Annotated in this window: 16 protein-coding genes and 1 pseudogene; 11 read left to right on the top strand and 6 right to left on the bottom strand. The window is 60.5% G+C overall.

Annotated features, from left to right (window positions below; translation table 11 throughout):
• Positions 1-47 precede the first annotated feature (47 nt).
• The 5 genes from DTF_RS0116380 (at position 48) to DTF_RS24065 (ending at position 4090) form a co-directional block, all read left to right on the top strand.
• The gene (locus DTF_RS0116380; protein ID WP_035057751.1) at positions 48-1085 is read left to right on the top strand and encodes a bifunctional oligoribonuclease/PAP phosphatase NrnA; all 1038 of its coding nucleotides are present in this window, start codon (positions 48-50) and stop codon (positions 1083-1085) included.
• A 129-nt stretch (positions 1086-1214) separates the two neighbouring features.
• A complete protein-coding gene (locus DTF_RS0116375) occupies positions 1215-2288 on the top strand; it encodes an N-acetylmuramoyl-L-alanine amidase (RefSeq protein ID WP_081703043.1) in 1074 nt (357 codons plus the stop codon).
• On the top strand, positions 2285-3022 hold the full coding sequence (gene rph / locus DTF_RS0116370; RefSeq protein ID WP_027716193.1) for a ribonuclease PH: 738 nt from the start codon (positions 2285-2287) through the stop codon (positions 3020-3022). The genes DTF_RS0116375 and rph overlap by 4 nt, the downstream gene beginning before the upstream one ends.
• A 1-nt stretch (position 3023) precedes the next feature.
• The gene (locus tag DTF_RS0116365; RefSeq protein ID WP_027716192.1) at positions 3024-3614 is read left to right on the top strand and encodes an XTP/dITP diphosphatase; all 591 of its coding nucleotides are present in this window, start codon (positions 3024-3026) and stop codon (positions 3612-3614) included.
• Positions 3615-3760: 146 nt separating this feature from the next.
• Positions 3761-4090, top strand: a complete 330-nt coding sequence (locus DTF_RS24065; RefSeq protein ID WP_051361402.1) for a hypothetical protein — start codon at positions 3761-3763, stop codon at positions 4088-4090.
• 52 nt (positions 4091-4142) lie between these two features.
• On the opposite strand, the gene DTF_RS0116355 is transcribed toward DTF_RS24065, so the two are convergent.
• The 6 genes from DTF_RS0116355 to DTF_RS0116330 form a co-directional block, all read right to left on the bottom strand.
• Positions 4143-5060 (bottom strand): L,D-transpeptidase family protein, encoded by a 918-nt coding sequence (locus tag DTF_RS0116355; protein WP_081703041.1) that lies wholly within the window; start codon positions 5058-5060, stop codon positions 4143-4145.
• Positions 5061-5130: 70 nt separating this feature from the next.
• On the bottom strand, positions 5131-5379 hold the full coding sequence (locus DTF_RS0116350) for a hypothetical protein (RefSeq protein WP_027716190.1): 249 nt from the start codon (positions 5377-5379) through the stop codon (positions 5131-5133).
• A gap of 81 nt (positions 5380-5460) precedes the next feature.
• Positions 5461-6309: a phospholipase A gene (locus DTF_RS24060; protein ID WP_051361400.1), complete on the bottom strand. Its 849-nt coding sequence runs from the start codon at positions 6307-6309 to the stop codon at positions 5461-5463.
• Positions 6306-6908: a 50S ribosomal protein L11 methyltransferase gene (locus DTF_RS0116340; protein ID WP_027716189.1), complete on the bottom strand. Its 603-nt coding sequence runs from the start codon at positions 6906-6908 to the stop codon at positions 6306-6308. The genes DTF_RS24060 and DTF_RS0116340 overlap by 4 nt, the downstream gene beginning before the upstream one ends.
• Before the next feature lie 56 nt (positions 6909-6964).
• The gene (locus DTF_RS0116335; RefSeq protein WP_027716188.1) at positions 6965-7972 is read right to left on the bottom strand and encodes a glycosyltransferase; all 1008 of its coding nucleotides are present in this window, start codon (positions 7970-7972) and stop codon (positions 6965-6967) included.
• Positions 7969-8913, bottom strand: a complete 945-nt coding sequence (locus DTF_RS0116330) for an AEC family transporter (protein WP_027716187.1) — start codon at positions 8911-8913, stop codon at positions 7969-7971. The genes DTF_RS0116335 and DTF_RS0116330 overlap by 4 nt, the downstream gene beginning before the upstream one ends.
• A gap of 298 nt (positions 8914-9211) precedes the next feature.
• Between DTF_RS0116330 and DTF_RS0116325 the strand changes: the two genes are divergently transcribed.
• From DTF_RS0116325 to DTF_RS27345, 6 genes and pseudogenes are all read left to right on the top strand, one after another.
• Positions 9212-10306 carry a nitrogen regulation protein NR(II) gene (locus DTF_RS0116325; RefSeq protein WP_027716186.1) on the top strand — a complete coding sequence of 365 codons (1095 nt, stop codon included), beginning with the start codon at positions 9212-9214 and terminating at the stop codon, positions 10304-10306.
• Positions 10307-10370: 64 nt separating this feature from the next.
• Entirely contained in the window at positions 10371-11738 is a 1368-nt protein-coding gene (locus DTF_RS0116320) for a sigma-54 dependent transcriptional regulator (protein ID WP_027716185.1), read from the top strand.
• Positions 11739-11778: 40 nt separating this feature from the next.
• Positions 11779-12177, top strand: a complete 399-nt coding sequence (locus DTF_RS0116315) for a metallopeptidase family protein (protein ID WP_051361399.1) — start codon at positions 11779-11781, stop codon at positions 12175-12177.
• Between the two features lie 82 nt (positions 12178-12259).
• Positions 12260-12787: a TlpA disulfide reductase family protein gene (locus tag DTF_RS24055; RefSeq protein ID WP_162148661.1), complete on the top strand. Its 528-nt coding sequence runs from the start codon at positions 12260-12262 to the stop codon at positions 12785-12787.
• Between the two features lie 4 nt (positions 12788-12791).
• Positions 12792-13538, top strand: a complete 747-nt coding sequence (locus tag DTF_RS0116305) for a cytochrome c biogenesis CcdA family protein (protein ID WP_027716183.1) — start codon at positions 12792-12794, stop codon at positions 13536-13538.
• A gap of 72 nt (positions 13539-13610) precedes the next feature.
• Positions 13611-13885 (top strand): annotated as a pseudogene (locus tag DTF_RS27345) (Fur family transcriptional regulator); the annotation flags it as partial.

Here is a 13885-nt window from a genome sequence, read left to right as displayed (position 1 = left end):
ACAACGGATAACTGACAACTGACAACCGAAGTGTCGAGGTGATCTCCATGCCGATGGATTTAGCCCGTTCAAAGGAGTTTTCCAGCCAGGTCATCGAGTGGGTGCGTGGCAAGGGGCACATTCTCATCGTGGCCCACGACAATCCCGACCCCGACTCTCTGGCGGCCGCATTCGCTCTGCGCCACCTGCTTCTGGTCAAGACCGGCCAGGACGCCACCATCGCCTTCGGCGGCATCATCGGTCGGGGAGAAAACCGCGTCATGGTGCAGAAGCTGGAGATCTCCGCCGTCCCCATTGACAGCCTGGATCTCGACGAGTTCCAGGTGGTCTGCATGGTCGACACCCAGCCTGGAACAGGGAACAATTCCTTTCCCGCCGATCGACCGGTGCATCTGGTGATCGATCATCATCCCCGCCGAGACATCTGCACCACCTGTCGCTGGGTCGATATCCGGGAGGATTACGGAGCTTCGGCGACCATCCTCTTCGAATACCTCATGACTCAGGAGGTTTCTTTCGGGACCAAGCTGGCCACCATTCTCTTCTATGCCATCAAGTCGGAAACCCAGGATCTCGGCCGCGAGTGGTGCCGCTCCGACCGGGAGGCTTACCTCCGGTTGCTCCCCCTGGCCAATAACCGCATTCTCTTCGACATCACACACCCCGAGGTGCCGCGGGAATATTTCCTTTCCTTCAGCAATGCCATTCGCAACGCCAGGACCTACGGAGATGTCCTGGTGTTCAATCTGTACGACATCGACAATCCCGATATCGTCTCGGAAATTGCCGATTTCCTCCTCCGCGTCGACGGAATCCGCTACGTTCTGGGCATGGGTTGTTTCAACGAGGAAGAAATCCTTTCCATCCGTACCCTCTCCCAGGAGGCGAAAATGGGAGATGTTATCCGGGAGGTGGTGAACGGTCTGGGCACGGCCGGAGGACACGGCATGATGGCCGGAGGCCAGATCCGGCCGATGCAGGGAGGGCAAGCCGTCCAGAGGGAACTGGAAGCCACCCTGACCAGGCGCCTGCTGACGGTGCTGAACAAAAAGCCTCAACGGGGCAAGAAACTGGTGTCCTCCTGAACGGGAACTTGATGCACTCGCAAAAACTCAGAGGATGGCTAAGCGACGCCATCAACCTTCCGACCTCTTCATTGACAGCTGCGGTGAAACTGGGGTATAAAACGGGACGTTTTAAGTCTTGAGGTGACCATGTTTCGTTTATTCCCGTTAGTTTTGCTCCTCCTTGTCCTGGCAATTCCGGCCGGTGCAACCGTGGAGATCGCCTTGAACGATGAGCCGTCGGTGACCATCAATGAGGTTTACCTGCACGAAGGCGTCCCATTTCTGCCTGTGGAGGAAGTCCTTGATGTTCTCCACCTGGGCGGCCAGTGGGATTCGGTGGAGCATGTCTACCGGATCCGGACTTCCAGGGGAACCGCTGTGATCTCTCCCGGCAGTCATTATCTGCGGCTGGGGGAGCGTTTTGTTCCCCTGACCCATCCGCCCCGATTCATCGACGGCCGTCTCAGGGTCTCGGAAGATTTCGTGACATCCCGGCTGTCGTCCCTGCTTGATGCGCCGGTACGGTACCGCAATCTCGATCCCCCCGCCATGGCTTCCGACAAACCCCAGACCCCCCTCGACAAGCTCTTCTCCTTTATGGTACGAAAAAAGACCGAAGGGGGGGGCGGCGCCCTGCGGGGAGTCGCCATCGACCCCGGCCATGGAGGCCAAGATACGGGCTCGCTGGGAATCAGAGGCATCAAGGAAAAGGATGTGGCTTTCGGGGTTGCCAGACGCCTGGAGAAACTCGTGAAGATGCAGCTTGGTATCCCCGTTTACCTCAGCCGGGACGGCGATTACGCTCCGGATATGCGCCAGCGTCTGGAGATTGCCGCCAATCCCGAGGTCGACGCCCTGATCCTCCTCCACGCACAAGCTTCCCTCAGCACCGCTCCCCGCGGATTGACCTTCTTTGTCCGCCCAGAGGAGGTCTTCGAAGGACAAGCGCCGCCGGTGGGGGAAGGCGAAAGCAAGCGCCTGGCGCAGTTTCTTGCCGACGCCTGCCGGGCCGGAGGACTGGAAGTGGCAGGAATCGTGGAGGCTCCGCTCCTGCCCCTGGGACGGGGAAATCTGCCTTCCGTTCTCGCCGAACTGGGCTATCTTTCCAATTCGGCCGATCTGGCCCTCTTGCAGGATCCGGACGGACAGGAACGCCTTGCAACGGCCCTTTACAGCGGCCTTAAGAATTTCGCCGACGAGCGGAAGGAGACCCGACAATGACAAGGACGGAAAGACCACGCCCTGACGGCCGCACTCCCCGAGAATTGCGGACGGTCACTTTCAGCCGCGGATTCACCCGTTATGCCGAAGGGTCGGTGCTGGTTTCCTTCGGTGAGACCCGTGTCCTGTGCAATGCCACCGTTGAGGAAAATGTCCCTTCCTTCATGCGCGGGGAAGGGCGGGGATGGGTCACTGCCGAATACTCCATGCTTCCCCGGGCCACCCACAGCCGCTCGCCCCGGGAGTCGACGCGGGGCAAAGTGGGTGGGCGCACTCATGAGATACAGAGGCTCATCGGTCGTTCGCTGCGGGCCGTGGTCGATCTCGAAGCCCTGGGGGAACGGACTGTTCTCATTGACTGCGACGTCCTTCAGGCCGATGGGGGAACCCGCACCGCCGCCATCACGGGTGCCTATGTGGCCCTCGCCGATGCCCTGAGCGGATTGGTGGAGAAAGGGCTCCTCCCTGAGGTTCCCTTCAAGGAAAGCGTCGCCGCGGTCAGTGTGGGGATCGTCGACGGCGCCCCGGTTCTTGATCTCAATTACGATGAGGATTTTCATGCTGCCGTGGACATGAACTTCGTCGTGACAAGTTCCGGACGGTTCGTCGAAGTCCAGGGAACGGCGGAAGGTGAGCCCTTTACCGGGGCCGAACTCGACGCCCTGCGCGAGCTGGCGGTGCACGGCTGCCGAGAACTCACCTCGCTGCAGGAAAAGGCGTTGAAGGACACTTGATATGGAACTTGTCGTGGCTACCCGCAATGCCGGAAAGCTTCGGGAGATAAGCCGTCTGCTGGCGGAAACGGGAATCCGTGTGCTCGGGCTGGACGCCTTTGCCGACCTGCCCGAAATCGAAGAGGACGGTGAAACCTTCGAGGCGAATGCGCGCAAGAAGGCTGAAACCGTCGCCCGCCTCACCGGCCGGCTGACTCTGGCCGACGATTCGGGGCTGGTGGTGGACGCCCTGGGCGGCCAGCCGGGTGTCCGCTCCGCCCGCTTCGCCGGGGTCGATGCCACCGATGAGGAGAACAATCTCAAGCTGCTGGAGGAGCTGGCCGGGGTTCCGCGCGAGCGCCGAGGGGCCGCCTTTCACTGTGCCATGGCCCTGTGCCGTCCCGAAGACGAATGTCTTCTCTTCTTCGGGCGGGTGCCCGGGATCATCCTGGATGCCCCTCGCGGTGAAGAGGGCTTCGGTTATGACCCCCTCTTTCTGGTGCGGGAGTACGGCAAAACAATGGCCGAACTGCCCCTTGACGTGAAAAATCGCATCAGTCACCGCGGCCAGGCCCTGCGCCGGGCCGTCGATCACCTCCTGAGCCCGAAGTAAACTCCGCGCAATTCTCTCCTCCCGAATCCCGCTGCAACGCCCATCCAGGTTTCCGCCGATCGGCTCTCTCCGCCTGAACCGGTTGACAGCTCGCCAAAATCTGCTCTTATTTGAGTACAACAATGAATTTCCAAGGAGGTGAGGCGATGCGAAAAGGCAAAATGGCAGTGGGGTTGGCCGGTCTGAGTCTGTTTGTCCTGACCGGCTGCGCGGCTCAGCTTTCCCCCGCCGACAGGGAGGTGCTGAACCAGGCTCAACAGGAAAGTCGGGATGCCGCGCAATCGGCGCAGAAGGCCGAAGATGCGGCCAAGCGGGCGGAACAGGCCGCCAGCCGGGCCGAATCGGCGGCGGGCAAGGCCGAACAAGCGGCGAATCGGGCTGAATCCGCGGCCCAGAAAGCGGGCGGGGAAGCAGATCGGGCCGAATCCGCGGCCAATAAGGCTGAAAAGGCCTTTGAAACGGGTCTGAGGAAGTAGCCGAGGCTGTCGAAAACGGAGGCTGAAGTGATTCAGCCTCCGTTCGATTGCGTCACTCGAATGCCTCTCGCGATATGACTCTCGGGACGCCCCGTGCCGTCTCGACCTCCTCACCGACTGTCTTCCAGTCGATTTCCCCCCGCCAGCCCAGCTCTCCGATCTGCCTGCTCACATCCGCAACAGGGTCGGGCAGGCGATCCGAGTAGTCGTGGTGAATCTCCACGAACAGAGCTCCTCTCTTCAGACCCACCTTGACCGGCTGGTAAATGATCCTCACCGGCGTGCCGATCTCCACCCTCTCGAACAGGTCGCGGATGTCCTCGGGATAAAGACGAAGACATCCATGACTGACCCGCCTCCCCACACCGAAGGGTTCGCTGGTGCCATGAATGCCGTATCCCGGCCGCGACAGGCCCAGCCAGAAATCCCCCAATGGGTTTTCCGGGCCGGGCGGAACGGTTGGGGGCAGCTCCGGTCTTTCCAGGCCGATGGCGTGCGGGACGATCCAGGTGGGCTTTTCGACCCTGTTGCTGATCGTGAAAACGCCTTCCGGAGTTTCCCAACCGCTGATCCCGATGCCCACCGGGTAGATGCGAACCCGAAGCCGGCCGTTCTCCCGAAAGAGATGATAGAGTCTCATTTCCGCCAGGTTGACGGTAATTCCAGAGGTGAGCGGGCCAGGAACGATGCTTGTGTAGGGGAGGAGCAGCGGAAGTCCCGGCTCGGGAAGCCAGGGATCGACCCCCGGATTGGCACGGACCAGCCCGTCGTATCCCACTCCCTTGGCGCGGGCGATTTGCGTCAGGGTGTCCCCCTCTTCGACGGAGGAGGTTGCGGCCGTGCCGACGACCGGGGACGGAATCTCATCCCGGAGAAAGGCCTCGGCCGGAGACTGAGGGTACCAGCACAAAAGGGGGGAGGGAAGCATGCAGAAGGATGCGCATAATGCGCAGAAGAATCCTCCTCTCATGATCAACGCTCTGTGGCGGCTGTTATTGGTCCGGCGAAACAGATTTGTCGGGCGACCACCAGGGGCCGCCTTACTGCAGCCGAGTCTCTACGGCGTCAATGATCTGATCGCAGCACCCGCACACTTCCATTGACAGTTCGACCACGCTCGGTCCCTTGCAGAGGATGTGCGGCTGACGATGATGATGTTCGCATTCCACTTGGCCGACCCTTTCTCCAAGGGCCTCGCGGATGGTGGTCAGCATGGCTTTCTGAAGACCGCCGCCCATCGTTTTCGGATCGACTTTCTGCCCGTTGAGTTCGAAAGAGATTTCGATCATTGTTCAGCCCTCCAGCAAATGTTTCGTTCAACAATTCTAACTGGCGGCAGGTAATTGTCAAAGGGGGGATGGGTCTTCTATCTATTGCCTGAACTGCAGGCCGACGCCGTAGCGGGTGAGGGAACGGTTGTAATCGATCAGGCTTTCACCATAGCCGGTCCAGAGCTGGGCATGGAAGAAGAGGTTTTCGATCCGGGTAGGAATGCTGTAATCGAGCTGCAGGCCCCCTTTGTCGGTGGCAAAGTTCCAACGAAGCATCATCGAGGCCAGGTGCCGGCGGAGCGTCTCATAGGAAAGGCGCAGCTCTCCGTAGCCGTAAAATTCCTCGATATCCGGATTCTCATCTCCGGCGGGGTCCAAAGGGTCCTCCTTGATCTCTTCGGAAATCCGGTGCCACAGCTTCAGCTCGGTTCGCAGTCTGCTGTATTCGACAAAGGGGGTGATGTAAAGGCGGTCCCAACTGCGCGAGGTCGGCTCCCGTGCGCCGTTCGATTCGTGCTCATAGCCCAGGTCGGCCCCCCAGACCCCCCAAGGGGGCGAACGCTGAGGCAGGCGGTAGAAAACCTGAGGGTTATGGTCGGTCACGCGGAAGGGGCGCGAATCCTCCTTGTCAAGAATGCGCCAGAATGACTTCTGGGTGTAGGCCAGGAAGAAATCGCGGCCAAAGTGCTGCTTGAAGCTGAGTTGAAATTTGACTTCCGCATCCTCGGCGTCCCTGGCAGTGTTTCCCCAAGTCAACGGGAGAATATAGTTTTCTTTGTGCATACTGAACCCCCTGCCGATGCGCCCGAGGATTCCCTTGTCGCTGGTCGATTGCGATTCCTCTCCGGAGCCAGCGGCCGGACGGGGGGAGTTGAGGGGGTCGGCGAAAGCAGCCGGCGGCAGCAGTATCAGCAGGGCAAGGGAGGCAATGAACAGGCTTCGAATCATAAATGATTTCCAGGTTTTCTTTTGCGCAGCAGCACCGTGCTGAACTGCTCGAGCATCCGGTTGCGGATAATCTCGCATCCCAGCCTTTCATAGTGCTGTCGGACTTCGAAATTGTATTCCCAGAGAATGCCGGAAAGGAGCAGGAGGGCGCCGGGACGGGCCCGCCTGGTCAGGTCCTCTGCCAGATTGAGGAGGATGTCGCCGTAGATGTTGGCCAGCACCAGGTCGAACGGGTCTTCTCCTGCGGAACCAAGTGTCCCGGCACGGTGGATGAGACGATCGGTCAGGCCATTGAGCTCTCCGTTACGTCGGGCGGTCTCCACCGCCTGGGGGTTGATGTCGACGCAGACGGCGCGGGCAGCGCCGAGCTTGAGGGCTGCGAAGGCGAGAATGCCGGTGCCGCTCCCCAGGTCGAGGACTCTTGCTCCCCGGACCTCGGGAAGCTCCGCCAGTATTTCCAGGCAACTGGCGGTGGTTTCGTGCTCCCCCGAGCCGAAAGCGCCGCGATCCATGACCAGGTCGATGCGCCCCTCGGTCGATGCCGGCGTGCCGGGGGGGACGATGCGGAAGGTGGCGCCGATGGTGAATGGTGGGTACATGCAAATCTCCGAAAAAGAAGGCATCAGTTCCGAGACCGAGACCCGAGACTTGGGTTTTACGTAACACACACGAAATCCCGTCCCTCGGCCAGCCCTGCCTCGCCCGCCCATGCCCGCACCTGACTGCGGGCCCCTTTGACGCCTACAGTCACCAGGATTTTGCCCTGGCCTGGCTTAAGGTTCTCTATGGGGACGACCGGTGCACCATGAATGGTCTGGCCGATCTTGCGCGGATCGATCTCGGCCCAGCGGCTGACGGTGATCCCTTCGGCCTGCAAAGCCTTGCGCCAGGCCTTTCCTTCGAGACCCGCTCCCCACAGGGTGACAGCTTCTTCTTCCCGCAGAAAGCCCAGCTTGAGGTGGTGGACCTTGCAGGCCCGAAACGCCTCCAGGGTGCAGTTCCCGGCGGTGCGGGTGAGGCGCTCGGGACGGTCGCGCCAATACAGGAGTGTACGGGGCAGCCGGGCGAAGCGGGCGCCGACGGCGGCAAGGCGCAGCCAGAGATCGTAGTCTTCAGCCCAACCCCTATCGCGATAGCCGCCGACCCGCTCCACGGTCTTCCTGCGGAAAGCCACGCTGGGATGGGCGAAGGGGGATTCGACGAAGAGGTCGCGGCAGATGGCGTCGTGATCGAGCAGGGCGTTCTGCCATTTCTCGTAGGCTTTCATCCCCTCCTGCAGGCCGGGACGGGGGAAGTGACGCACGGCGCAGGCTGCCAGGGTGAGTTCAGGCATTTTGGACAGCAGATGGACCTGATGCTCGAGGCGGCGCGGATGGCAGATATCGTCGCCGTCCATGCGCGCCACCACGGGGGCGCGGCATAACGAGAGTCCGGCATTGAGCGCCGGCACCAGCCCTGCGGGCGGGCGGCTCAGAACCCGCACCCGGCCGTCGGCCCGTGCGGCCGTCCGGAGAATCCCGGCTGTTCCGTCCGTGGAGCCGTCGTCCACCGCAATCAGCTCCCAGTTTTTCAGGCTCTGGCGGAAGAGGGAGGCGAGGGCTGCCGGCAGGTAGCGTTCTTCGTTCCGCACCGGCATCAGAATCGAAACCTGCGGCTCGCTCACAGTCCCAGTGTTCTCAGGATGAAGAGGGCGGCGGTGTAGGTGAAGACGGAGAGGAGAGTGGAGATCATGACGATGGAGCCGGCGAGTTCGGCATCCCCCTTCATCTCGTGGGCCATGATATAGGTAGCGGTCGCCGCCGGGGTGCCGGCCATGAGGACTCCGATGGAGAGGTCCATGCCGCGCACGTTCAGTGCGGTCAGGAGTGCGGCGGCGATCAGCGGCAGCCAGACGATCTTGATTGCGGTGGCAAAGCCCGCCCGGATCATGTCTCCTTTGAGTTTGGCGAGAGAAAAGGATCCGCCTATGGCGATCAGGGCCAGAGGAAGGGCCATCCCGGTGGCGATATTCAGGGTGCGGTCGAGAACGGTCGGGAGAGGGAGCTGGAAGAAACTCCAGAAGATGCCGATGAAGGAGGCGACGATCAGGGGATTGAGAGCGATCTGGCGAATCCAGAAACCGGGACTTCTGCCTCCGTCGCCGCCGCGATGAGGCAGCAGCAGCGCCAGGATCGCCAGGAAGTTGAGAACAGGAACCAGGAATCCCATGAGAATCCCCGCCCGGGTAAACCCCTCTTCTCCGTAGGCATTGAAGACGATGGCCAGTCCGATATAGGCGAGATTGCCCCGGAAGGCCCCCTGGCTGAACGTGCCGCGGGCCGCCGGCGGGTAGCGGCGCAGGGAGGCGTATCCGTAGGAGAGAAGGAAACCGGCGGCGATGGCCAGTGAGGAGCCGACCACCAGGGCGCCGTTGAAGGAAGTCCCGAAATCGGCGGTTCCGATCTTGTAAAAAAGAAGAAGCGGAAGAGCGATGTAGTAGACCAGTCGGTTGGTCTGATGGAGAAAAACGCTGTCGATAAGCCCCAGCCGCTTCAGCAGGTAGCCCAGGGCGATGACCAGAAAAACGGGAAGGACGATCGTGATGATTTCCAGGAAGAGGGACATGGGTGAATCTCCTGCGGGCGAAGATACCTTATCACCTTCGGCACTGTCCAACATAAATTTGATGGCGTCGCAAAAACTCAGAGGATGGCGACGCCATCAAATTTTAATTCCATGATTTTCCATGATGGAGACAGATTTGCTCCCGGCGCTTCCATTCTGCACAAAGGATGTTAAAGTTAAATCAACAAAAGCGGTTATTACGCTTTTGCCTCCTGATTTTCCCCCTCTCGTAACCGGGAGGGGGCTTTTTCTTTGCAAAACTCTTGAATTCACAGGGGGCATGGAGTAAAAACATGCTATGCGCAGAAACGAAATCATCCGTCTGGCCGTCCTGATAGCCCTGGTTCTGGGAATCACGGCCCTGCATTACCTGACGACGGTTCAGAAAGCCCACTTTCATGACATCTACCGCCGCCTCTACTATGTGCCCATCGTACTCGGGGGACTCTGGTTTGCCCTGAGGGGCGGTTTGGGAACGGCCATTTCCGTATCCATTCTCTTTGCGCCGCATGTCGTCTTCCAGTGGGGCCATCACCCCACCTCCCGTCCCGAACAGTACCTTGAAATTTTTCTCTATAACGTGATCGGTTTTCTCACCGGTTTTCTCAGCCAGCGCGAGACCGAACAGAAGCTCCGTTATCAGAAAGCCGCCCAGCACCTGGAAGAGAGCTACGGCAAGCTCAGGGCTCAGGCCGATCTGATCCTGGAGATCGAGGAGCAGTTGCGCCGGGCCGACCGGCTCGCCGCCCTGGGGGAGCTTTCCGCAGGAATGGCCCACGAGATCCGCAATCCCCTCGGCTCGATCCGCGGCACGGCGGAGATCCTTCGTGAAGGGATCGACCCCGCCGACAGGCGCCACGAGTTCGCCGGCATACTGATCAAGGAGGTGGACCGGCTTAACCGGGTGGTGCAGGATTTCCTCGATTTCGCCCGCCCGGCCCCCGTAGAGCGCGGCCGTGTCGATATCAACGAGGCGCTCCGGGAACTTCTCGTCCTCACCCGCCAGCAGACGGTCAAGAGCGGAGTGCGGGTGGAGCTGCTGCCGGGCGACCTGCCGAAGGTGCCGGGTGACCGGGAGCAGCTCAAGCAGGCCTGTCTCAATCTCCTTCTCAATGCTCTGCAGGCCATGCCTGCCGGCGGCCTTCTCACCATTGCGACAACTCCTCTCGATGGAGAGGTGCAGGTCCGCTTCGCCGATACCGGTCAGGGGATTCCGCCGGAGAGCCTCGAGAAAATCTTCAATCCCTTTTTCACTACCCGCCAGGAGGGGACCGGCCTGGGACTGGCCATCACCCACCGCATCGTTCAGGGGCACGGAGGGCGCATCGAAGTGGCCAGCCGCATCGGGGAGGGGACGACGTTCACCATGGTGCTGCCGGTTGAGAAACGGTGACGCGTGAGGAGTGAGGAGTGAACGGGCCACGAACCACGGACAACAAACAACGGTTCCCCAACAAATGACAAATGACGATTTTAAAACCGTACTGATCATCGATGATGACGATTCCCTGCGCCGGGTGACCGAATACACCCTGCAGGAGACGGGATGCCGGGTGATCTCCGCCTCCGACGGCCATGAAGGGCTGCGGCTCTTCGAGCTGGAAAAGCCGCCGGTGGTGATCACCGACATCCAGATGCCCGGCCTCTCCGGTTATGAGGTGCTGAAGCGCATCAAAGAGGAGGCGCCCGAAACCCTGGTGGTGGTTATTACCGCTTTCGGGACGGTGGAAAAGGCGGTCGAAGCGATGAAGCTCGGGGCGCACGACTATCTCACCAAGCCCTTCAGCCGTGACGAACTGCGCCTCACCGTCGACAAGGCGTTTTCCTACTGCGGGCTCAAGGAGGAAAACGTCCGCCTGCGTGAGCAGTTGACGGAGAAGATCGATTTCACTCACATCATCGGCATCTCCGACGAGATGCAGCAGGTTTTCGGCATTGTGCGCAGGGTAGCCGCCAGCGAGGCGACGGTCCTGATCACCGGTGAAAGCGGGACCGGCAAGGAGCTCATCGCCAAAGCCATTCATCACGGCAGCGATCGGCGTCAGGAGCCTTTCATCCCGGTCAACTGCGCCGCCATCCCCGCCGATCTGCTGGAGAGCGAACTCTTCGGACACGTCAAGGGGGCTTTTACCGGCGCCGTCAAGGATCGCAAGGGAAAGTTCGAAATGGCCGACGGCGGCACCCTCTTCCTCGACGAGGTCGGGGATCTGCCGCTGGAGCTTCAGCCCAAGCTTCTGCGGGCCCTGCAGGAGCGGGAAATCGAGCCGGTGGGGGGCGCCTCCCGTAAAATCGACGTCAGGCTGGTGGCCGCCACTAACCGCGACCTGGAGGCCGATATGGCCGGCGGAAACTTCCGGGAGGATCTCTATTATCGTCTGGCGGTCATCCCGGTGCATCTGCCGGCGCTGCGGGAGCGTCGGGCCGACATCCCGCTGCTGGTGCAGCACTTTCTTGGCAAACACGGCGGAGGGACCGGGATCCCGGTGGCCGATCGGACCATGGAGGCCCTGACGGCCTATGACTGGCCGGGAAATGTGCGGGAGCTGGAAAATGCCGTCGAACGCATGATCATCCTGAGGCGGGGCGAAGTGCTCGAGGAGCGGGACCTGCCCCCCAAGATTTCCGGACGCGCCAGGCCCGTGGCAGGCGGAGTGCTTAATCTGCCCGATGACGGATATCCCCTGGAGGAGTTGGAGAAAGAGGCCGTCATGGAGGCCCTGCGGCGCTGCGACTGGAATCAGACCCGAGCGGCCGCCTTCCTTCGCATCCCCAGGCATACCCTGATCTATCGGATGGAGAAATACGGAATTGCCCGTAACGCGTGACAGGTGACCGAAGGACGGTTCTTTTGCGGAGGCGTCAATATTGAACAGGAAAGATTTCGAAAGAGAGGTGGAGCTGTCCATCGCCGCCGTTCCCGAGGAGTTTCTGTCCCGGGTCGAGAACCTGTCCTTCCAGGTGGAGGACTGGCCCGATGCCGAAACCCTGGAGGAGGTCGGATTCGATGATCCCCGCGATCTCCTCGGTTATTATCGCGGCCTGCCTCTTTCCGAGAGGTCCCACGCCTACGGCGGCTGCCTTCCGGACGTCATTACGATCTACCAGGGAGCGGTGGAGGACTATGTCCGGGAGACAGGGGAGCCGTTTCGCAAGGTCATCCGCGAGACGATCATCCACGAACTGGCTCACTACTTCGGTTTCAGTGAAGAGGAGATGGATGCGATCGAACGACTCTGGGCCGGAGAGGGGGACGGGAAAAGTTGATCTTGACTTTTTCGCGGTCACGGACTAGAACAGCAGGGCGGCCGCACTGATGCTTCTTCCGGGGCCGGAAAGGTTTTTTGCCATGGCATTTCGTTCTCTTCTTGTCGTACTGCTTCTTTCTTTTTTTGTTGTGCCCGCATTTGCCTTGTCTGAACGACCCCAGGAATCGCCTGCGGGAAGTCTCGAAGCGGGCCGGACAGCTCCCGATTTCACCCTGAAGACCCTCGATGGGGATGCCGTGTCGCTCTCGCAGTTCCGCGGCAAGGTGGTCTTTCTCAATTTCTGGGCGTCCTGGTGTCCCCCCTGCCGGGCGGAGATGCCTGCCATGAACCGCCTGAATGAAGTCTTCTCCAACAGGGACTTCGTCATGCTGGCGGTCAATACCGAGCAGGACAAAGACGTCGTTGAGGATTTTCTCTCCAGCCATCCCCACGACTTCACCGTGCTCCTTGACCCCCAGGGCGCGGCGCAGAACCTCTATCAGGTTTTTCGTTTTCCGGAAACCTTCCTGCTCGACAAGGAAGGCAGAATTGTCGAAAGATTTCTCGGCGCCAGGGACTGGTCCGCCGTCGAGTTTCTGAAGCGGATCGAGCATCTGGTGAAGGAATAAGTCCATGTCTTCTGGTTCCGACATCACCATCTGGATTGCCTTTACCGCCGGCATACTCTCCTTTTTCTCTCCCTGCGTGCTGCCGCTGATTCCCTCCTACATCACCTACATCACCGGCCTCTCCTTCGGCCAGCTCAAGGAGGCCCATCCCAGCACCAAGGTGCGCGTGACGGTTCTGCTGCATTCGCTCACCTTCATTGCCGGCTTCTCGGCTGTTTTCATCAGCCTCGGCGCCGTGGCGGGCGTCGCTTCTACGGCATTTCAGACCCATATGCGCGAAGGCCTGGTGTGGATCCAGAAAATCGGCGGAGTCCTCATCTTTCTCTTCGGCATTCATATGTCGGGGCTGTTCCACTTCGGCATTCTACTGGGCGAGAAGCGGGTGCAAATCCACCGTAAGCCGAGCGGATTCATCGGAACCTTCCTGGTCGGACTCGCCTTTGCCGCCGGATGGACCCCCTGCATCGGGCCGATTCTCGGAGCCATCCTGGCCCTGGCTGCCGGGAGCACGGGCGGCGTCGGACGCGGGATTCTACTGTTGACCGTCTATTCCGCGGGACTGGGCATTCCGTTTCTGATCTCGGGCCTGTTGTTTCACACCTTCCTCGCCTTTTTCAACCGCTTCCGCAAGCACATCCGAATCATGGAGATACTCACCGGCATTCTTCTGATGATCGTGGGGGCGATGCTCTTCTTCGATGTTTTCGGCCGACTGGCCGGTTACCTCTACCGGTGGTTCCCGGTGGTGTAGCCCCTCGTGGAATGGCCTTGACATCATGCGGTGCGCCTGTTAGTTTGATTTTCGATTTCAATGGGGGTCGTCATGGCTGAAAACAAGAATGCTTTCAGGGAATACCTGGCCCAGAAGGGCCTCAAATCGACCCGGCAGCGGGATATCATTCTGGATGAGTTCCTCAGGGCCGGTTCCCACCATCTCTCAACCGAAGAACTCTATCTCAAGCTGCGCAAAAAACATCCCACCATCGGTTATGCCACCGTCTACCGCACCCTGAAGCTCTTCGCCGAGTGCGGGATCGCCGCCGAATGCCATTTCAGCAATCGGGAGACCCGCTACGAGGCGAGTTCCGGAGAAGAGCA

The organism is Desulfuromonas sp. TF (genome assembly GCF_000472285.1).
Lineage (GTDB): Bacteria > Desulfobacterota > Desulfuromonadia > Desulfuromonadales > ATBO01 > ATBO01.
The sequence above is the reverse complement of the archived record's forward strand: the minus strand, read 5'-3'. Positions and strand labels throughout refer to the sequence as shown.